16 protein-coding genes are annotated in these 19,269 nt (G+C 65.3%); 12 read left to right on the forward strand and 4 right to left on the reverse strand.

All coding sequences use genetic code 11. The features are described 5' to 3' along the window. Positions 1 to 3 precede the first annotated feature (3 nt). The 8 genes from LDB29_RS02970 (at position 4) to LDB29_RS03005 (ending at position 10,360) form a co-directional block, all read left to right on the forward strand. The gene (locus tag LDB29_RS02970) at positions 4 to 1,899 is read left to right on the forward strand and encodes an XrtA/PEP-CTERM system amidotransferase (protein WP_193666751.1); all 1,896 of its coding nucleotides are present in this window, start codon (positions 4 to 6) and stop codon (positions 1,897 to 1,899) included. Positions 1,900 to 2,079: 180 nt separating this feature from the next. After that, the gene (locus LDB29_RS02975) at positions 2,080 to 3,369 is read left to right on the forward strand and encodes a sugar transferase (protein ID WP_373278240.1); all 1,290 of its coding nucleotides are present in this window, start codon (positions 2,080 to 2,082) and stop codon (positions 3,367 to 3,369) included. Between the two features lie 12 nt (positions 3,370 to 3,381). Continuing rightward, a complete protein-coding gene (locus LDB29_RS02980) occupies positions 3,382 to 4,518 on the forward strand; it encodes a glycosyltransferase family 2 protein (RefSeq protein WP_244968650.1) in 1,137 nt (378 codons plus the stop codon). Between the two features lie 110 nt (positions 4,519 to 4,628). Further along, positions 4,629 to 5,381, forward strand: coding sequence for a bifunctional 2-polyprenyl-6-hydroxyphenol methylase/3-demethylubiquinol 3-O-methyltransferase UbiG (locus LDB29_RS02985; protein WP_025549655.1), 753 nt, complete (start codon positions 4,629 to 4,631; stop codon positions 5,379 to 5,381). A 2-nt stretch (positions 5,382 to 5,383) separates the two neighbouring features. Further along, complete coding sequence (locus tag LDB29_RS02990) at positions 5,384 to 6,736, forward strand: hypothetical protein (RefSeq protein ID WP_244968678.1); 1,353 nt, start codon at positions 5,384 to 5,386, stop codon at positions 6,734 to 6,736. Further along, positions 6,733 to 7,872, forward strand: a complete 1,140-nt coding sequence (locus tag LDB29_RS02995; protein WP_025549656.1) for a glycosyltransferase family 4 protein — start codon at positions 6,733 to 6,735, stop codon at positions 7,870 to 7,872. The genes LDB29_RS02990 and LDB29_RS02995 overlap by 4 nt, the downstream gene beginning before the upstream one ends. Further along, the gene (locus LDB29_RS03000) at positions 7,869 to 8,621 is read left to right on the forward strand and encodes an FkbM family methyltransferase (protein ID WP_025549657.1); all 753 of its coding nucleotides are present in this window, start codon (positions 7,869 to 7,871) and stop codon (positions 8,619 to 8,621) included. Before LDB29_RS02995 ends, LDB29_RS03000 begins: the two co-directional genes overlap by 4 nt. Further along, positions 8,621 to 10,360 (forward strand): MFS transporter, encoded by a 1,740-nt coding sequence (locus tag LDB29_RS03005; RefSeq protein ID WP_257556084.1) that lies wholly within the window; start codon positions 8,621 to 8,623, stop codon positions 10,358 to 10,360. Before LDB29_RS03000 ends, LDB29_RS03005 begins: the two co-directional genes overlap by 1 nt. A 91-nt stretch (positions 10,361 to 10,451) precedes the next feature. Here LDB29_RS03005 and LDB29_RS03010 read toward each other — a convergent pair whose 3' ends face one another. Both LDB29_RS03010 and LDB29_RS03015 read right to left on the reverse strand, forming a co-directional pair. Further along, positions 10,452 to 12,179 carry an amidohydrolase gene (locus LDB29_RS03010; RefSeq protein WP_052816714.1) on the reverse strand — a complete coding sequence of 576 codons (1,728 nt, stop codon included), beginning with the start codon at positions 12,177 to 12,179 and terminating at the stop codon, positions 10,452 to 10,454. A gap of 53 nt (positions 12,180 to 12,232) precedes the next feature. Then, positions 12,233 to 13,102 carry an NAD(P)-dependent oxidoreductase gene (locus LDB29_RS03015; protein ID WP_025549659.1) on the reverse strand — a complete coding sequence of 290 codons (870 nt, stop codon included), beginning with the start codon at positions 13,100 to 13,102 and terminating at the stop codon, positions 12,233 to 12,235. 97 nt (positions 13,103 to 13,199) lie between these two features. Between LDB29_RS03015 and LDB29_RS03020 the strand changes: the two genes are divergently transcribed. Beyond that, complete coding sequence (locus LDB29_RS03020) at positions 13,200 to 14,447, forward strand: threonine ammonia-lyase (RefSeq protein ID WP_025549660.1); 1,248 nt, start codon at positions 13,200 to 13,202, stop codon at positions 14,445 to 14,447. A gap of 372 nt (positions 14,448 to 14,819) precedes the next feature. Here LDB29_RS03020 and wrbA read toward each other — a convergent pair whose 3' ends face one another. Both wrbA and LDB29_RS03030 read right to left on the reverse strand, forming a co-directional pair. Beyond that, positions 14,820 to 15,419, reverse strand: coding sequence for an NAD(P)H:quinone oxidoreductase (gene wrbA, locus LDB29_RS03025; RefSeq protein ID WP_025549661.1), 600 nt, complete (start codon positions 15,417 to 15,419; stop codon positions 14,820 to 14,822). Positions 15,420 to 15,543: 124 nt separating this feature from the next. Beyond that, entirely contained in the window at positions 15,544 to 16,263 is a 720-nt protein-coding gene (locus LDB29_RS03030) for a pirin family protein (RefSeq protein WP_025549662.1), read from the reverse strand. Between the two features lie 107 nt (positions 16,264 to 16,370). Between LDB29_RS03030 and LDB29_RS03035 the strand changes: the two genes are divergently transcribed. The 3 genes from LDB29_RS03035 to LDB29_RS03045 all read left to right on the forward strand — a co-directional run bounded on the left by LDB29_RS03035 (position 16,371) and on the right by LDB29_RS03045 (position 19,207). Then, on the forward strand, positions 16,371 to 17,264 hold the full coding sequence (locus LDB29_RS03035; protein ID WP_044661877.1) for a LysR family transcriptional regulator: 894 nt from the start codon (positions 16,371 to 16,373) through the stop codon (positions 17,262 to 17,264). A 209-nt stretch (positions 17,265 to 17,473) separates the two neighbouring features. Further along, on the forward strand, positions 17,474 to 18,181 hold the full coding sequence (gene ctrA, locus LDB29_RS03040) for a response regulator transcription factor CtrA (RefSeq protein WP_025549663.1): 708 nt from the start codon (positions 17,474 to 17,476) through the stop codon (positions 18,179 to 18,181). Between the two features lie 265 nt (positions 18,182 to 18,446). Continuing rightward, a protein-coding gene (locus tag LDB29_RS03045) for an IS5 family transposase (protein ID WP_099185988.1) occupies positions 18,447 to 19,207 on the forward strand; the annotation gives its coding sequence in 2 pieces (ribosomal slippage) (positions 18,447 to 18,771 and positions 18,771 to 19,207; 762 coding nt in all). The last annotated feature ends 62 nt before the right edge of the window (positions 19,208 to 19,269 follow it).

Here is a 19,269-nt window from a genome sequence, read left to right on the forward strand (position 1 = left end):
CGAATGTGCGGAATTGCGGGCATTTTCCACCTTGAAACGGCCAAGCCGGTCGATCCGGCGCGGGTCGGGCTGATGCTGGACGCCATGCCGTGGCGCGGGCCGGACGACAGCGGCATCTGGACCGCGCCCGGCGTCGGGCTGGGCCATCTGCGCCTCTCGATCATCGATCTGGGCAGCGGCGCGCAGCCCATGCTGACGGAGGATGACAGCCTGGCCGTCGTCTTCAACGGCGAAATCTATAATTTCCGGGAAGTCCGCACGGAACTGGAGGCCAAGGGCCACGTCTTCCGCACGCATAGCGATACGGAGGTCATCCTGCACGGCTATCGCCAATGGGGCGAGGCCTGCGTAGACAAGTTCAACGGCATGTTCGCCTTTGCCCTGTTCGACGCGCGGGCGCAGGCGCTCTGGCTGGTGCGCGACCGGCTGGGGGTGAAGCCGCTCCATTATGCGCTGCTGTCCGACGGCAGCCTGATCTTCGGCTCGGAACTGAAGAGCCTGCTCGCCCATCCCCTTTTGCGGCGTGCGCCGGACCTGTCGGCGGTCGAGGATTATCTCGCTTACGGCTATGTGCCCGACGACGCCTGCCTGGTCGCGGGCGTGCGCAAGCTCGGCGCGGGCGAGACGCTGCGCATCGTGCGCGGGCGGCCCCTGCCGCAGCCGCAGCGCTATTGGGACGTCAGCTTCGCCGACCGCAGCAGGGCGAGGCCGGAGGCGCTGGAGGAGGAACTGGTCGCGCTGATGCGACAGGCGGTCCGATCCCGGATGGTGGCGGACGTGCCGCTGGGCGCCTTCCTGTCGGGTGGAGTGGACAGCAGCAGCGTCGTCGCGCTGATGGCGGAGGCGTCGAAACAGGCGGTCAAGACCTGCACCATCGGCTTCGACGTCAGGGAACTGGACGAGACCGCCTATGCCGACAGGGTGGCGCGGCGCTTCGCCACCGACCATCGCACCCGCATCGTATCGCCCGATGATTATGGGCTGATCGATACGCTGGCGCTCCATTTCGACGAACCCTTTGCCGATGCTTCCGCGCTGCCGACCTATCGGGTGTGCGAACTGGCGCGGGAGCAGGTGACGGTCGCGCTCTCCGGAGACGGCGCGGACGAGGCCTTTGCCGGCTATCGGCGGCATCGGTTCCAGATGCAGGGCGAAAGGCTGCGCTCGCTGATCCCGGCTTCGGTGCGGCAACCGCTGTTCGGGACTTTGGGCCGCTGGTATCCCAAGGCCGACTGGGCGCCCCGGCCCCTGCGCGCGAAATCGACCCTGCTCGAACTGGCGGGGGAGGGCGGGGAAGCCTATGCCGCATCGGTCGGCGTGACGCCCCATGCGCTGCGGCAGCGGATGTTCAGCCAGGACATGAAGACCCGGCTCGGCGCCTATCGGGCGGAAGATCGCTATATCAGGACCATGGCGGAGGCGCCCGCGCGCGATCCGCTGGACCGGGCGCAATATGCCGACATTCGCATATGGCTGCCGGGCGACATCCTGACCAAGACCGACCGGATGAGCATGGCGGTCAGCCTGGAGGCGCGGGAGCCCCTGCTCGACCACCGGCTGGTCGAGTTCGCCGCGCGGCTCCCCGTGGCGCAACGGATTCGCGGGAACAGCGGCAAATATCTGATGAAGAAGGCGATGGAGCCTTTCCTGCCGCAGGACATACTCTACCGCCCGAAAATGGGCTTCGTGACCCCGATCAGCGCCTGGTTCCGTGGACCGCTGGCGGGCGAGGCTACGGCGATCGCCGGAGGATCTGCATTGGCGAAGACCGGCTGGTTCGACGCGAAGATGCTGGGCAAGATCGCGGCGGACCACAAGGCCGGGCTGGCCGATCATGGGCGGCTGCTGTGGCAGTTGCTGATGCTCGACAAGGCTTTGGGAAGGTTGTTTGCGCTTTGATCCGGACGATGCACGCTCCTGCGAAGGCAGGAACCCGGCTCTGACCTCCATTCAAACTCTTGAAAGCTGCTCCGACCAGTGCCAACGGAGCGGACACGCCAAGCTGATCAGGGTCCATAAGTGACAGTCTCCAAGGAAATATTGCGGGTGCGCCTGTACCTGCTGTGTCTGCTGGGGGACATGGCGGGGCTTTTCCTGTCCTTTCTGCTCGCCAATTATCTGGTGCTGGGCGCATGGCTGGGCGAACCGGGCAAGCCGCACGGCATCGTCATGTTCGCGATGATCGCGCCGCTTTACGTGCTGCTCGGCGTGCAGGGGGGCGCCTATGGCATCCATATGCTGGAGGATCTGCGGCGCGGCATTTTCCGGGGGTTGATGGCGCTGGCGCAGGCGGCGATGCTGATGCTGCTGATCGTCTATCTGGGGAAGATCGCGGAACAGCTTTCGCGTCTGACCTTCATCGTCGGCCTGGGCATTTCGGCAGTTGGCGTGGCTGCCGTCCGACTCGCCATCGGGCGGCTCGGCGCGCATCTGCTGGGCGAGGTGCCGCATCTGACCGTGGTCATCATGGACGGCGTGACCATCGACACCGGCCCGCACATGCATGTGATCGAGGCTGGGGCAGCCGGCCTGCAGCCCAAGGGGCATGACGCGGACATGGCGGCGCGGCTCGCCGCCGCCGTGGGCATGGCGGAACGGGTGATCGTCGCCTGCCCGATGGAGCGGATGGACGACTGGTCGGTGGCGCTCAAGTCCCTGTCGGCGCGGGGCGAGATCGTCGTGCCGGAACTGCTGCGCTTCGCCCCGGCGCGGGTGGACGAGTTCGACGGTCAGCCGACGATCATCGTCGCGGGCGGGCCGTTCCAGTTCCGCGACCGCCTGATCAAGCGATTCTTCGACATCGTCGTCGCGACGGCGGCCACCATCGCGCTTTCCCCGGCGCTGATCGCGGCGGCGCTGGCGGTGAAGCTGACCAGTCCCGGCCCGATCATCTTCCGCCAGCCGCGCATCGGCCGCGACGCCCGGCCGTTCAACATCTATAAATTCCGTTCCATGCGGACGGAGGCGAGCGACCGGAAGGCCGACAAGCTGACGGCGCGCGATGACGATCGGGTGACGGCTGTGGGCCGTTTCCTGCGCAAGACCAGCATCGACGAGCTGCCGCAACTGTTCAACGTGCTGCGCGGCGACATGAGCATCGTCGGCCCGCGCCCCCATGCGGCCGCCGCAAAGGCCGGCGACCGCCTCTATTGGGAAGTGGACGAGCGCTATTGGGAGCGGCATTGCATCAAGCCGGGCATGACCGGACTGGCGCAGGTGCGCGGCCATCGCGGATCGACCGACCATCATCAGGACCTGATCGACCGGCTCCAGTCGGACCTGGAATATGTCACCAAATGGTCGATCTGGCGCGACCTGCGCATCATCGTCGCGACCATCGGCGTGCTGGTGCACCACAAGGCCTATTGAGGGATGGGCCTGTTGACGGACAGCATCGACCTGATCGCGGCCCTGGCGCTGCTGCTCTCGCTGGTGGCGGTGGCTTGGCCGTTTCTCTTCTACCCCCTGATCCTGCGCCTGCTGCCGACAAAGGCGGAGCAGCCGGCCGCTGGGCCGCCGCCATCCGCATCGCTGCTCTTCTGCGCTTATAATGAGGCAGCGGCGATGCCGGAAAAACTGGCCAATCTGGCGATGTTGAAGGCGCGCCATCCGGCGCTGGAAATACTGGCCTTCGACGACGGCTCGTCGGACGAGACGGCGGCGCTGATCGAAGCGCGGGGCGATCTGGTGACGCTGCTGCGCGGGCCGGGGCGCAGCGGCAAGGCGCATGGCATGAAGCTGCTGGCGGCGCGGGCGCAGGGCGATGTGCTGATCTTCACCGACGCCAATGTGATGCTGGACCCCGACGCCATCGACAATCTGCTGGCGCGCTATGCCGATCCGGACATCGGGGGCGTGCTGGGGTCCTTGCATTATATGGGCGACGGGGAAAGCGCCACAGCCTCGGTCGGGTCGCTCTACTGGCGGATCGAGGAACGGTTGAAGGACGAGGAATCGCGCACCGGCAATGTGCTGGGGGCCGACGGGTCGATCTTCTCCATCCGGCGGGCGCTCTATCCCGACTTTCCCGACAGCGTGCTGGACGATCTGACGGTGTCGATGGCGGTGGTCTTCGCCGGCAAGCGGCTGGTGAAGGCGAAGGACGTGATCGCCCGGGAGCGGCTGGTGACGGCGCGTGGCGACGAATATCGGCGCAAGGTCCGCATCGCCGCCCGCGCCTGGCATACGCACAGCCATTTGCGGCCGCAATTGCGACGGATGCGCGGGGTCGACAGGTTCAAATATGCCTCGCGCAAGATCGTGCGATGGTTCGGCGGTCTCTTCATACTGACGGGGATCGTCGCGGCGGGGACGCTGGCGATGCGGATTTCCCCGATGCTCTACATGGTTGGCGGGCTGACCGGAGTATTCATCCTGTGGCGCGGGCTGCGGTCCAGGGGCGGACCCTTCGCGGCGGCGGTGGACATCGTGCTCGCCTATTTCGCGACCTTGCAGGGCGTGGCCAAGGCGATGACGGGGCGAACCGTGACTATCTGGAACCCCGCCAAGTCGCGCTGATTCCCGCCTTTGCGGGATGTCGGGCCTGATGGGCCACGCACAACGGAATCGCTCGCCAAAGCGGCGGCATATTGTATAGGCCGGTGCCAACTGCTTTTTGGAGCCAAGGCGTGATCACTTTTCAGCGGGTGGCGAAAGCCGCCGGCAAGCATCTGACCCGGACAATGCTGGCCGTGCGCAAGGCCATGGGCGCGCGGGCGAACCGGGCCTGCCCGGCCTGTGGGCAGGCGGTGGTGGGGTTTTTCCGCTATGGCGACAATGCCGAATGGGGCTGTCCGAACTGCGGCGCTTCCCCGCGCGAACGGTTGATGAACCATCTGATCGCTGGCCATGTGCTGACCGTGCCGGAACAGGGCGCGGTGCTGCACATGGCGCCCAATGAAGGCAGCCTGGTGCGCCGCTTCTCCACTGTCGCCGACTATACCCCCGCCGATCTCGATCCCGGCCGCTACCATGTGCCGAACATGCGGCGCGTCGACCTGATGGCGCTCGATGCCAGCGACCGCTACGACCTTTTCTATGCCAGCCATGTGATGGAGCATGTGCCGGACGATCATGCCGTGCTGCGCAACATCCATCGCGCGCTGAAGCCCGGCGGCGAAGCCTGGCTGATCGTCCCATTATGGGACAGGCCGACCGAGGATGGCAGCTTCGACATGCCTCCGCGCGAACGCGAACGGCGTTTCGGCCAATGGGACCATGTGCGCCAATATGGCCCGGACTTTGCCGACCGCATCCGGGCCGCCGGCTTCGATCTGGAGGAGATCGACGCCAGCGCCATCGATGCCGATACCCGGCATTATTTTGCACTGGACGACAGGCTGTTCCGCGCGCGCAAGCCGCTCGCGACCGGCGCCCGGTGAGCATGCCGCCCGGCAGCGCGCTTGCCCGGATGGAGGGGTCGGCGCGCATCCTTGCCCTGATCAAGCTCGCCAATGTCGGGCTGACCCTGATCTGGGGCTTTGCCGTCACCTATGTGTTCGTGCGCGCCCTGCCGCTGCGCGAGTTCCAGTCCTTCCTGCTGCTGGTGGCGTTCGGCAATTTCACTATCTCCGCCGAGTTCGGCCTGACGAGTATCGTCTATGCGCGGCTGCGGCGGCATTGGTTGGGGAATGTGGGGTCGGGGAATTTGGGGCCGGGGAATTCAAGACCGGGCCAGGACGGGGCGGGCGGATTCCGGCTGGAGGAAATGGGCGTCCTGTTCCTGTTCCTTGGCCTGCTGATCGTCGGCGGCCTGGCGATCCTGTCGGTTTCACTGGCGGCGGGCGGATTGCGCACGGGCATGCCGCTGCTGTTCCTGCTCTTCTTCCTCTCCGCCTGTCTCAACCTGCCCGCGCTGCTCGCCAAAAGGGCGCTTGCGGCGGTGGACGGCAATTTCCTCTGGGAAGCGCTGGATTGCCTGCGCCGGGTGATGACCATCGCGCTGCTGCTGTTCATCCTGCAAGGGCTGGACCCGCGCGTCTCCGTCGCCCTGCAACTTTGCGTGAGTGCGGCGGTGATCGGCTATGCTATCGCCCTGGTGCATCGGCGCCTCGGCATGGAGGCGCGGCACTGGCTGTCCTTCAGGGTCGGTGGCGGCCATGTCAGGCGCCATTATCTGCGGGACATCGGCGCATCGGCTGCCTTCACCATTTCCGAAATCCTCGCCTATAACGTGCCCTATTTCACCATCGCCGCCGCGACCCATGACGCGCGGCCGATGTTGATCTTCGACTTTTTCTTCAAGATGTCCCGCTCGCTTTCCATGCTCGTCAGGGCGACTGTGGAGGCGGCCTTGCCCCGGATCACCCGCGCTTTTCATGCGGGCGACGGGGCAAGGCTGCGTCAGTTGATGGTGCGGGCGCTTGGCGCGGCGCTTTTCTTCGCGCTCGCCGCTTCGGCGGCCTTGCTGCTGCTGGGCGAATGGCTGTTCGCAAAGCTGTTCGACGGCCGCGCGGCGATCGACCGGATCGACCTGCTGCTGATCGGCGGGGCGCTGTTGGCGCTCGCCCTGATCTGCGTGTCCGTCTATGTGCAGGGCGCGCTGGGACGGTTCACGCTGCTGCTCGGCCGGTCCTTGCCCTTCCTCGCCGGTTCGCTGCTCAGCGTGCCGCTGGCCCGGATATTCGCGCCGGAGCGGTTCGACCTGCTGTTCCTGATCCTCTACACGCTGACCCTGTTCGCCGCCGCATTCATCCACGGCCTTTCCCTGCGCCAGTTGATGGGGAAGCGCGCATGAAGGTCGCGATGTGCGATCCGTCGCTCTTCACCGGCCGCTATGACGACAGCCTCTGCGCGGCGATGGCGGCAGAGGGCGTGGACGTCACCCTGCTCGGTCGACCGATGCGGGAGACGGATGCCATCGTGCCGCAGGGCTATCGCTATGAGCCGCGCTTCTTCCGCCGGAGCGAGACCCTGCGCCAGCGCATCGGCGAAGGTCGGGCCTTCCGCCTGCTCAAGGCCGCGGAATATGGTTTCAGCTGCGCGCTGGGCGACCTCGCCCCACTGGCCAGGGCCGATGTGGCGCACATGCAATGGCTGCCGCTTGCGCCCGCCGACCGGATCATGTTGCGGCGGTTGAAGGGCAGTACCGCGCTGGTCCATACCGTGCACAATGCCGATGCCTATCATGCCGACGCCGGGGTGCAGGGCAGGGGCTATCGCGGCCTGCTCGACATGTTCGACGCGCTGATCGTCCATGGCGGGACGACGCGGACCGCGCTGGAGCGGCAGGGCATCGATCCGAAACGCATCCATGTGACGCCGCATCCGCCGATGCGACTTGCGACGGCCGGGACGGAGGATCTGGCGCAGGTGCCCGACGCTGTCCTGCCGCGCCTGCTCTTCTTCGGCACGATCCGCCCCTATAAGGGCGTCGACCTGCTGCTGCAGGCCTGCCTGTCGCTCTGGCGCGCCGGGCATCGTTTCGAACTGGTGCTGGCGGGCAAGCCGTTCATGGACATCGCCCCGCTGCTCGACAGCGTCCATGCCGCCGGCTTTGGCGAGCGGCTGATCGCCGATCTCGCTTTCCTGACCGAACAACGGCTCGACGCCCATATGGCGAAGGCGGACATATTGGTCTTCCCCTATCGGCATATCGACAGCAGCGGCGCTTTCCTGTCGGCCCTGCACCATGGCAAGGCGATGGTCACGTCGGACGCGGGCATGTTCGCCGGCCTGCCGGAGGAAGTCGCCGTCAGGACCCCGGCGGGAAATGCACCCGCGCTTGCGCAAGCCCTCTTGCCCCTCGTAGAAAGCGCGGCCATCAGGCAGGCTTTGGGAGCGCGCGCGCGCACCTATGGAGATTCAATGGGCAATTGGAAGGACATGGCGCTGGCCACCATCGCCATCTACCGCAGCGTGACCGGGAAATGAGCCGCCATGTCCGGGAACTGCGCGACCGGGCGCTGGCGGTGCGGCTGGCGCTGGCGGGGCGGGTGCATCAATATCCGGAAATCCAGGCGCTGCGCCGTTTCCTGAGCGCCTTCGCGGTCGATTGCGTGTTCGATGTCGGCGCCAACCGGGGCCAATATGCGACGATGCTGCGCAAGGATGCGGGCTTCGACGGCACGATATTGTCCTTCGAGCCCAATCCGGACATCTTCTCCGAACTGGAACGGAATGCCTTGTCCGACCGTCAATGGCATGTGTTCAACATGGCCCTGTCGGATTTCGACGGCATGGCGAGCTTCAACATCATGGCGGCCGACCAGTTCAGTTCGCTGAAGACGCCGTCCGGAGAACAGGACGCGATCTTCGCCGAACGCAACAGGGTGACGCGCTCGGTCGACATGCAATGCCGCCGGTTGGAAAGCCTGCTGCCCGAACTGAAGCGCGCCCATGGCTTCACCCGACCCTTTCTCAAGATGGATACGCAGGGGCATGACCTGTCCGTCTGCGAAGGCGCAGGCGATGCGCTCCACGACATGGCGGGGGTGCAGACCGAACTCGGTGTCCGGCCGATCTATGAAGGCGGGACCGGCTATCGCGCGATGATCGACTGGCTGGCGGAGCATGGCTTCGTCCCCTCCGCCTTCTTCGCCAACAACAAGGGGCATTTCCCCCTGCTGGTCGAGATGGACGGCATTTTCGTCAATCGGGCTCTGCTGCCGCAGGAAGGCTGATGTTCAATCGGTTGCGCCCCATCAGTGCCACCCGTCTGCTCCTTGCGGGCGCGATCGGGCTGACGCTCTGGCTGGGCGCGACCTTCCTCTGGCATGTGACCTACAGGCAGGGCATCAGCCTGGCGGTCATCCTGTTCCTCGATCAGGATTTTCCGGCGCTTCTGGGCGCATTGCTGCTGCTGACGCTGGCCGCCCCCTTTGCGGAGGGTCTGGGCTGGCGCCTGCCTACGCCGCGCGCGCGCATAATGGTGCCGCTGGTGCTGCTGTTCGGCCTGATCGCCTGGGCGGGCCATTACTGGCTGTTCCAGGACTATTCCATCTCCCGCGACGAGGAGGTCGCCCGCTTCGCCGCCGCCTATATGCGGGAGGGTTTCCTGGCCCGCCCGATCCCGATGGAGTGGGAGGCCTATCGCCGGGCGATCTTGCCCGAATTTTTCTCCCCCTTCGGCGCGGCGGATTATTGGACCGCGGCCTATCTGCCGGTGAACAGCGCGATCCAGGCGCTGTTCTGGCAATTGGGCGACCCGAATCTGGCCGGGCCGGTGCTGCTGATGGCGGGGCTGTTCGCGCTGTGGCGGGTGGCGCTGCACCTTTTCCCCGACAGGCCCGACGCGGTCTGGGTGACGATGCTGCTTGGCCTGTCTTCGGCACAGCTCTGGGTCACGGCGATGACGCCCTACGCCATGACCGGGCATTTCGCGCTCAACATGATCTGGCTGGCGCTGGTGCTGCGCGGCGGGCTGATCGGGCATCTGAGCGCCGGGGTGGTCGCGCTGGCGGCGGCGGGGCTGCACCAGTGGCATTTCCCGCCGATCTTCATCGCGCCCTTCATTCTCTGGATGCTGCTTGGGAAACGGTGGAAGGTCGCGATCTTCCACATCCTCGTGCTGGCTGCCATCGTCATAGTCTGGGCGAAGCTATGGCCGGCCTTCCTGACGCATGTGCTGGGGCAGCCGACCGACGTGCGTCCTTCCGCAGGCGTGGCGGACAAGGTGGGCAGCCTGTTCGAGCGGTTGGGTGACCGCTGGCAGCCGCTGGTGAATCTCAGCCGCTTTGCCGCCTGGAACAATATATTGATGGTGCCGCTGGCGACGCTGGGCGTCTTCGCGATGCGCTGGCGCAAGGCGATCCGGGGGCAGGAGATCGCGCTGCCGCTGGCGCTGGGCTGCTTCGCCGGATGCGCCCTCGCCCTGGCGCAGGGCTATGGCTGGGGCTATCGCTACGCCCATGGCTTCATCGGGCCTTTCTGCCTGCTGGCGGGCCTTGGCTGGGCGCGCTTCCGGACCGGCGCCATGCGCCCCATGTTCCTGGGCGCGGCCATAACATTGCTCAGCAGCGCCTTTCTCGTGTGGCGGACGCATGGCTTCGTCGCGCCTTATGCCGCAAGCCACAGGATGATCGACGCTTCCAGGGCCGATGTCGTGCTGGTCGACCCGCGCGGCGGGCTTTACGTGACGGACCTGGTGCGGGGACGCAACGGCGTGCCGGGCAAGCCGATGGTGATGAACCTCGGCATGCTGACGCTCGAGCAGGTGGACAATCTCTGCAGGAATTATGTGGTGGAGCTGTTCGACCGCGCGGAGTTCCGGCCCCTTGGCGTACCGCTGGCGCGATGGAATCTGGGGCGCATGGACGCGCTGCGGGCGCATATGAAGGAAGAGGGCTGCGACAAGCCGGTCCAGCCGCCGCTGCCGGAGACGGAGGAAGAAGCGTTCAACGCGGCGGGGGCTGTGCTTTGATCCTGTCGTCGTCCCAGCATTGAACGGCCAGCATCGAGCGGCCGGCATTGAACGGCCGGCATTGAACGGGATGACGCCATGTTGGTCGCCGCTATTGCCCCTTCACATAGACCCGCTTGCCGCCGATCCATGTCTCCAGCACTTGCGTCCCGCGAATCTCGACCGGGCTTGACGTGGAAATATCCCGGTCGATCAGCAGGAAATCCGCCCGCTGCCCCGGCGCCAGACTGCCGAAGCGCTTTTCCGCGAAGCCCGCATAGGCTGCCGTCCTGGTGAAACCGTCCAGCGCCGCCTCGAAGCTTACCCGCTGTTCTGGCATCCATCCGCCCGCCGGCTGCCCCGATGCATCTTCCCGCGTCATGGCGGCGGCGATGCCGGGGAAGGGATTGGGGCTTTCCACCGGCACGTCCGACCCGAAGGCCAGCGGCACGCGATTGTCCAGCATCGCCTTCCACGCATAGGCGCCCTTCAGCCGCGCCTCGCCCAGCCGCGCCGTGGCCATGCGCCAGTCGGAGGTCTGATGCACCGGTTGCATCGACGCGACGATGCCATATTGCCCGAAGCGCGGCAGTTCCGCCGGATCGACGATCTGCGCATGCTCGATGCGCCAGCGCCGGTCGCCCTTGTAGGTTTCGCTGAGTTCCTGCACCGCATCCAGCACTTCGCTGTTCGCCGCGTCGCCGATGGCGTGGACCGCGATCTGGAAATTGTCCATCGCCGCCCGGCTCATGATGTTGCGAAGCTGGGTGGACGGGATCATCGCCAGACCGCGCTGCCCCGGCGCGTCGGCATAGTCCGCCTTCAGCCAGGCCCCCCGCGATCCAAGCGCGCCATCCAGGATCAGCTTGACCCCGCCCATGCGCAGATGATCGTCATAGAGCCAGGGCGTCGGCTCAGGCCCGGCGATCACCACCATATTCTCAAGGCCATAGGCATAGGACATGATCCGCACCCGCAGCGCGCCGCGGTCCGCCGAACGGCGAAAGGCCTGCCAGTCGTCGATGCTGGTGCCCATGTCGGCAATGCCGGTAATGCCTTGCCGCAGCAGCGCCTGCTGCGCCTTCTCCAGCGCGATGTCGCGATCCTTGGGCGCCGGCGGGGGCACGACGCGCGTGATCAGATCCATCGCCTTGTCGACGAACACGCCCGCAGGCTTTCCCGCCGCCATTTCGATCCGGCCGCCGGGTGGCGCCTTGGTCGCCGCGGTGACGGCCGCCGCCTTGATCGCCAGCGAATTGGCCCAGCCCGCATGGCCGTCGACCCGTTCCAGCCAGACCGGAACGTCGCTGACCGCAGCATCCAGCTCAGCCGCCGTCGGAAAACGGCCCAGGCCCCAAAGCTCCTGATTCCAGCCCTTGCCGATGATCCATTTCCGGCCCGTATTGGCGGCGGCATAGGCCCTGATCTTCGCCTGCGCCTCCGCCAGCGATTTGGTTTCCGAAAGGTCCAGCGTGATCAGCGACAGGCCATAGCCCATCACATGCCCATGGGCGTCGATCAGCCCGGGGATCAGCGTCTTGCCGCCGGCGTCCAGCTTGAAGTCGGGGCGGCTGGGCTGTGCCTGCTCCGGCTCGTTCTTCTTCCGCTTCCGGGGGCGCGGCTGCTCCGGCTCCCGATAGCGGTCGGGCAGCAGCTTATCCACCTTGCCCTCATCGTCGATGGTGAGCGCCCGGAAACGCACCACGCGGCCATTGGCATCCAGCGCGATGCCGTTCACATTGTCGATGATGCCCGAAGCCAGCGCAGGGACGGGCAGCGTCAGGGCAAGGGCGACGGCAATCCTGCGTCCGTTCGCGCGGAGCTTGCCGCCGCGGCGCATTGTCCTTGGGTCAAGCCCGGGGCGGACGGCGCTGCTGGTCATGCCGGCCTTGTTCATGCCCGCGTGATCCGCCGAACGAGCGCGCTGGTGTCCTGCCGGTGGCCCCCCATGGCCTGCACATCGGCATAGAATTGATCGATCAACGCCGTCACCGGCAGCGTGGCGCCATTGGCCCGCGCTTCCTCCAGCGCCAGCCCCAGATCCTTGCGCATCCAATCCACCGCAAAGCCGAAATCGAAACTGTCCGCCGCCATCGTCTTCCAATGCTTGTCCATCTGCCAGCTTTGCGCCGCGCCGCCGGAAATCGCCTCGAACAATGTGTCGAGGTCCAGTTCAGCCGCCTGCGCGAAACGCAGCGCTTCGGCCAGGCCCTGCACAACGCCCGCGATGCAGATCTGGTTCACCATCTTGGCGGTCTGCCCCGCGCCTGCCTTCCCGACATGGACGATGCGCGGCGCATAGGCCTGCATCACGATCCGGGCGGCTGCCACCGCGGGCTCGCTGCCCCCGCACATGACTGCAAGGCTGCCCTTTTCCGCCCCGGCCTGACCGCCGGTCACCGGCGCGTCGACGCAATGCAGCCCCCGGCTCTCGCCCTCCACGAACAATTGCCGCGCGATCCGCGCCGACACCGTCGTATGGTCGATGAACAGGCCGCCCGGCTTCATCGAGCGAAAGGCGCCGTCGCGGCCCAGGGTGATCTGGCTCAGATCGTCGTCGGTGCCGACGCAACTGATGACGATCTCCGCATCCTCCGCGGCCTTGGCCGGGTTGATCGCGACCGCGCCGCCATAGGCCTCCGCCCAACGCTTCGCCTTGCCGATGGAACGGTTGTAGACGGTCAGCTCATGCCCCGCCTTCGCCAGATGCCCCGCAATCGGGCCGCCCATGACGCCCAGGCCGATAAACGCGATTTTAGCCATATGCCTCGATCAGTTGGATGCGCGCCCGCAAGCCATAGGCAGAGTTTTCGGTCAGTGCCAGTTCCTTCCGAAGCAATTTTAAGCTAGGTGGCGCGCCATGAACACGCTGAGCAAGATAGAGAGCGCCGTGCCGCTGCCCATTTCCGTCGACGACATCCTCGCGGCGCGGGTGCGAATTTCCGGCTCCGTCGTGCATACGCCGACGCTGGTCAGCCAGACGCTGTCGGCCATGTTCGGCTGCAAAGTGTATCTGAAGTTCGAAAATCTCCAGTTCACCGCCGCCTATAAGGAACGCGGCGCGCTCAATCGCCTGCTCCAGCTGGATGAGGAGGCGAAGCGGAAGGGCGTGATCGGGGCTTCCGCGGGCAATCACGCGCAGGGCCTGGCCTATCACGGCAAGCGGCTGGGCGTGCCGGTCACCATCGTCATGCCCAACACCACGCCCACGGTAAAGGTCACGCAGACACAGGGTCATGGCGCCACGGTCGTCCAGTTCGGCGAGAAGTTCGACGATGCCTACGCCCATGCGCGGCTGCTGGAGGTCGAGCAGGGCCTGACCTTCGTCCATCCCTTCGACGAACCCGACATCATGGCGGGGCAGGGCACGGTGGCGCTGGAAATGCTGGAGGACGCGCCGGAGATCGACACGCTGATCGTGCCCATCGGCGGCGGCGGCCTGTTTTCGGGGGTGGCGACGGCAGCCAAGGCGATGAAGCCCGACATCCAGGTCTATGGTGTGCAGGCGGAGCTTTATCCGTCGATGTACGACTATATCAAGGGCGCCAACCTGCCCTGTGACGGCGATACGCTGGCGGAGGGCATTGCCGTCAGGGAACCGGGCGAACTCACCCGCCGCTTCGTCGAGCGGCTGGCGGACGATGTGCTGCTGGTCAGCGAGCGCCATCTGGAGGAAGCGGTGAGCCTGCTGCTCCAGATCGAGAAGACGGTGGTGGAGGGTGCGGGCGCCGCCGGCCTCGCGGCGCTGCTGACGCACAAGGAACTGTTCGCCGGGCGCAGCGTCGGGCTGATCCTGACCGGCGGCAATATCGATACGCGGCTGCTGGCCAATGTGCTGCTGCGCGACCTGGCGCGCTCGGGCCGGCTGGCGCGGCTGCGCATCATCCTGCAGGACCGGCCGGGCGCGCTGTTCCATGTGGCGCGGATCTTCGACCAGGAAGCGGTCAACATCCTCGAACTGTCGCACCAGCGGATCTTCACCAATCTGCCTGCCAAGGGCCTCAGCCTCGACGTGGAATGCGAGACGCGGGACGGCGCCCATCTGGAACGCCTGATCGCCGCCCTGCGGGCAGTGGGCTATGAGGTCGCGCCGATCGAGGTCGCCTAGCCTGATTAGAAGACTGAACGAGCAGAAGGGTGGAAAGCGGACACCCGTTTTATCCCTCTCCCTTGAGGGAGAGGGCTGCGCAGACTTGGCAGCCTGCTGCCTTAGTCGTAGTTGGGTGAGGGAGGTGCGATCCAACGGATCGCACGGCCCGCAGGCCCGCTCCCCCTCGTCCAGATCAGCCTGAACTCCTTCGCCGCCAGGGCTTCCCGTCCTTCTCAAGGGAGAAGGAAGGTCTTGCACTGGCCACTTCCCGCAAAACCCGACAATAAAGGGAGCCGGCGCGCAGTCCCATGCGCCGGCCCCCCATTTGCGTTGATGCCTTGCGACCCAAGGCTCTCAACGACTGCACCGTACAGACGGCGCAGCGATGCGTTATCCGTGCAGTTTCAGTGCCGTTTCCGCAACGCGCCGGCCCTGATAGCGTGCGCCCGCCAGTTCTTCCTCGCCGGGCTGGCGGCTGCCGTCGCTATCCGCCAGCGTGGTGGCGCCATAGGGTGATCCGCCGCGGACCTTGTCGACGCCCATCTGCCCGGCAAAGCCATAGTCCAGGCCGACGATCACCAGACCGAAATGCAACAGGTTGGTGATGATCGAGAACAGGGTGGTCTCCTGCCCGCCATGCTGGCTGGCCGTCGAGGTGAAAGCACCGCCCACCTTGCCGTTCAGCGCGCCGCGCGCCCAGAGGCCGCCTGCCTGGTCGAGGAAGGCCGCCATCTGGCTCGACATGCGGCCGAAACGGGTGCCGGTGCCGATGATGATCGCATCATAATCCGCCAACTCCGCGACAGTGGCGACCGGCGCTTCCTGATCGAGCTTGAAATGAGCGGCTTGCGCCACTTCCAGCGGCGCCGTCTCCGGCACGCGCTTGATGTCGACCTGCGCGCCGGCAGCTGCCGCGCCTTCCGCCACGGCCTTCGCCATCGTCTCGATGTGGCCGTAGGAGGAGTAGTAGAGAACCAGAACCTTTGCCATGAGTATCTCCATTTCGTCTAATGCATTGATCGTAAAAAGGTTTCGAAAAAATCGGCCGCCCGCGCAGAGGGAGGGGGAGAAGCGCGGGCGGCCTTTCGGCCCGTCCGGGGGAAGGGGACGGACCTTATTCGCTGTCCACCAGGACGATTTCGGCGTCCTCGATCGCCTTGATGGTGATGGGCGCGCCGCCGATGATCGCAGCGCCGTCACGCGCCTCGAAGATCTGGCCGTCGATCTCGATCCGCCCGGTCGCCGGAACCAGATAGAGATGACGTCCTTCGGCACTGTCGTAGGTCACGCTTTCGCCCGCCCTGACGGTGCCGCCCAGCAGACGGGCGTCGGCGCGGATGCGCAGCGCTTCCACATCCTCGGCATGGCCGCTTGCCAGGACCACCAGCTTGCCGGACCGGTCGCCCTTCGGAAAGGGCTTGGCGCCCCAGCTCGGCTGGCCGCCGCGACAGCGGGGCGTGACCCAGATCTGAAAGAGCGTCGTCGTCTCTTCTTCCAGATTATATTCGGCATGGCGGATGCCGGTGCCCGCGCTCATCACCTGAACGTCGCCGGCCTCGGTCCGGCCCCTGTTCCCCAGGCTGTCCTGATGGGTGATCGCGCCCTTGCGGACATAGGTGATGATCTCCATGTCCGCATGCGGATGCGGCGGAAAGCCGGAGCGGGGGCCGATTTCATCATCGTTCCAGACCCGGATCGCGCCCCAGTTCATGCGGGCGGGATCATGATAGTCCGCAAAGGAAAAATGGTGCCGCGCGTTCAGCCAGCCATGGTCGGCATGACCGAGGGACGCGAAGGGGCGGCGTTCGATGCGGCTCCCGACTGTCGTGCTCATATTCAGGCCTTTCGATTGCGATGCCGGAAGGTTCCGGCTTGCTTTCCGTCAATCTAGCGATCAGGATCGTTTCTTGAATAAGCAGCATTGAAACGGATTGTTTCCTTATGCGTCTTCCCGATTTCGAGGCATGGGCGATGTTCGCCGCCGTGGTCGAGCATCGCAGCTTCACCGACGCGGCCAAGGCGCTGAGCGTTTCCAAGGCCACCGTGTCCAAGGCGGTGACGCGGCTGGAGCAGCATCTGGATACCAGCCTGTTCAGCCGCACCAGCCGCCGTCTGGCCCTTACCGAAAGCGGCAAGCGGCTGGCCGAGCATGCGGCGCGCATCCTGTCGGAAGGGCAGGCGGCGGAGGAAGCGGCGAGGGACGAAACGGCCGAACTTTCCGGCACGGTCCGGCTGGGCGCGCCGATGACCTTCGGCCTGCTTCGCGTCGCGCCGCTGGTCGCCGAATTCACGAAGCAGAACCCGCAGGTGGACATCGACCTCCACCTGTCCGATGCGCGCATCGATCTGGTGGAAATGGGCCTGGATGCGACCATCCGCATTGCCGACATGCCGGACAGCTCGCTCCGCGCCCGTCGCCTGGCCGACGTCAAGCTGCATGTCGTGGCGTCGCCCGCCTATCTGGCGGAAAGGGGACGCCCCACCCATCCGTCCGACCTCGGCAGCCATGATTGCCTCTGCTATTCCAATACGCCGACGCCCGACGTCTGGCGCTTTTCCGGCCCCGGCCAGCAGAATGTCGTGGTGCAGGTGCGCGCCCGGCTGACGGTCAACAGCGGAGAGGCGATGCTGCCCGCGCTGCGTACCGGCGTCGGCATTGCCCGGCTGCCCGATTTCATTGTCGGGGACGCGCTTGCATCGGGCGAACTGGAGGAGATTCTGGTCGACTGGCGGCCGCCGCCATTCGGCATCCACCTGGTCACGCCGCCATCGCGTCTGCGGCCGGCCCGGGTGGACGCCGTGCTCGATTTCCTTACCCGCCATCATGGCTGTTGAGGACTCGTTCCACAGGTGAATCCATCTTGACTCCATCTGAATCATTTCGCCTGCAAAATGTCGAAAACAGATTCAAAATCCCACGACTCGCGGATTCCTGCCGGTTAGCGAAAAATTAACCTTTGTCCTTCAGAAGTTTTTTGGTTAATGAATTGGAGCGGCCGTCGTTCTCTGGGGGTGAACGGGACTGCTACGCAAAGGGGCTTCACATGCGCGTGCTGCTAATCGAAGACGAACCGACAACCGCGAAGGCTATCGAGCTGATGCTCACGACGGAGGGGTTCAACGTCTATACGACCGACCTTGGCGAAGAGGGTCTCGACCTCGGCAAGCTCTACGACTACGACATCATCTGCCTGGACCTGAACCTGCCGGACATGCATGGCTATGACGTGCTCAAGAAGCTCCGCGCGGCGAAGGTGCAGACGCCGGTGCTGATCCTGTCCGGCGTGGCGGAAATGGACAGCAAGGTCCGCTCCTTCGGCTTCGGCGCCGACGATTATGTGACCAAGCCGTTCCACCGAGAGGAACTGATCGCCCGCATCCATGCGGTCGTGCGCCGGTCCAAGGGCCATTCGCAGTCGGTCATCCGCACTGGAAAGCTGGCGGTCAACCTGGACGCCAAGACCGTGGAGGTGGACGGCAACCGCGTCCACCTGACCGGCAAGGAATATGCGATGCTGGAGCTGCTTTCGCTCCGCAAGGGCACGACGCTGACCAAGGAAATGTTCCTGAACCACCTTTATGGCGGCATGGACGAGCCCGAACTCAAGATCATCGATGTCTTCATCTGCAAGCTGCGCAAGAAGCTGGCGCTGGCCTGCGGCGGGGAGAATTACATCGAAACCGTCTGGGGCCGCGGCTATGTGCTGCGCGATCCGGACGAGGCGGAGGAATTCGCGACCAAAGTCGCCTGATCCGAGCCATTGCGACAGGAAGAAAAGGCTGGCGATCCCGACAGGATCGGCGGCCTTTTTCATTGTTGCGCCTCTACGGGACGGGCTCCTGGAGCGTTTCCCAGGCAGATGGAATCATCTGCTGACTCGGAAAACGCGACAAAACAAAAACTTAGAGCAGTCGAGCCGATGCAATCGGATCGGAATCCGCTCTAGGCCGTAGTGACATTTTAGGGATTCACGACGGTTTGGATTTGTGATTCAAGGCTGGCTTTTGGAGGCTGGCGTGGAAGGCGAAGTGCTGCGGGATGATCAGTGGGAGCGGCTGCGGGAGTTCGTTCCGGGCGGGCGCAAGGGCAAGCGTGGTCCTCGCAGTGACGGACGGTTGTTTCTTGACGCCTTGCTCTGGCTGGCGCGTTCAGGAGGACGCTGGCGCGATCTACCCGAGAAGTTCGGTCCCTATCAGACCGCTAAACGGCGTTATTATCGCTGGGTTGAGCAAGGCGTGATCGACCGGATCTTCGAGGCTGTGTCGGATGATCCCGACATCGAATGGCTGGCGATCGATGCGACCGTGATCCGCGCCCAGGCCCAGGCGGCTGGGGCTCGGGTAAAAAGGGGGGCGCTCAAGCCCAGGCTCTCGGGCGCTCGCGAGGCGGGTTCGGCACCAAGATCCATGCCGTAGTCGATGCCTTGGGCTTGCCGATCCGCTTCATCCTCGGCCCCGGACAGCAAAACGACATGGCGCCCGCCTGCGATCTGATCCGCGGCATCCCGGCTGGCAAGGTTCTGGCTGATCGGGCCTATGACGCCGACAGTTTGCACGATCTCATCTACGAGCAAGGCGGCGAGCCGGTCATCCCACCTCGCCGCCATCGCAAATATCAGCACCACTATGATCGCATCGCCTACAAACAGCGTTGGGGCATCGAGGGCTTCTTCGCCAAGCTCAAGCAGTGGCGCCGTATCGCAACACGCTATGACAAACTCGCCGCAAACTTCCTCGGCTTCGTCAAACTCGCCAGCATCATGCTATGGCTCAAATGATTAAATCGTCACTACTGCCTAGAAACGCCGCTCAATGCTTTCGGGCAAATGAACGTCGCGCA

Origin of the sequence: Sphingobium sp. CFD-2 (assembly GCF_024611135.1) — a bacterium.
Lineage (GTDB): Bacteria > Pseudomonadota > Alphaproteobacteria > Sphingomonadales > Sphingomonadaceae > Sphingobium > Sphingobium fuliginis.

Coding starts and splice junctions, on each gene's coding strand:
- LDB29_RS02970 (WP_193666751.1), top strand. CDS start 4: ATGTGCGGAATTGCGGGCATTTTCCACCTTGAAACGGCCAAGCCGGTC.
- LDB29_RS02975 (WP_373278240.1), top strand. CDS start 2,080: ATGGCGGGGCTTTTCCTGTCCTTTCTGCTCGCCAATTATCTGGTGCTG.
- LDB29_RS02990 (WP_244968678.1), top strand. CDS start 5,384: ATGCCGCCCGGCAGCGCGCTTGCCCGGATGGAGGGGTCGGCGCGCATC.
- LDB29_RS02995 (WP_025549656.1), top strand. CDS start 6,733: ATGAAGGTCGCGATGTGCGATCCGTCGCTCTTCACCGGCCGCTATGAC.
- LDB29_RS03000 (WP_025549657.1), top strand. CDS start 7,869: ATGAGCCGCCATGTCCGGGAACTGCGCGACCGGGCGCTGGCGGTGCGG.
- LDB29_RS03005 (WP_257556084.1), top strand. CDS start 8,621: ATGTTCAATCGGTTGCGCCCCATCAGTGCCACCCGTCTGCTCCTTGCG.
- LDB29_RS03010 (WP_052816714.1), bottom strand. CDS start 12,179: ATGCGCCGCGGCGGCAAGCTCCGCGCGAACGGACGCAGGATTGCCGTC.
- LDB29_RS03015 (WP_025549659.1), bottom strand. CDS start 13,102: ATGGCTAAAATCGCGTTTATCGGCCTGGGCGTCATGGGCGGCCCGATT.
- LDB29_RS03020 (WP_025549660.1), top strand. CDS start 13,200: ATGAACACGCTGAGCAAGATAGAGAGCGCCGTGCCGCTGCCCATTTCC.
- wrbA (WP_025549661.1), bottom strand. CDS start 15,419: ATGGCAAAGGTTCTGGTTCTCTACTACTCCTCCTACGGCCACATCGAG.
- LDB29_RS03030 (WP_025549662.1), bottom strand. CDS start 16,263: ATGAGCACGACAGTCGGGAGCCGCATCGAACGCCGCCCCTTCGCGTCC.
- LDB29_RS03035 (WP_044661877.1), top strand. CDS start 16,371: ATGCGTCTTCCCGATTTCGAGGCATGGGCGATGTTCGCCGCCGTGGTC.
- ctrA (WP_025549663.1), top strand. CDS start 17,474: ATGCGCGTGCTGCTAATCGAAGACGAACCGACAACCGCGAAGGCTATC.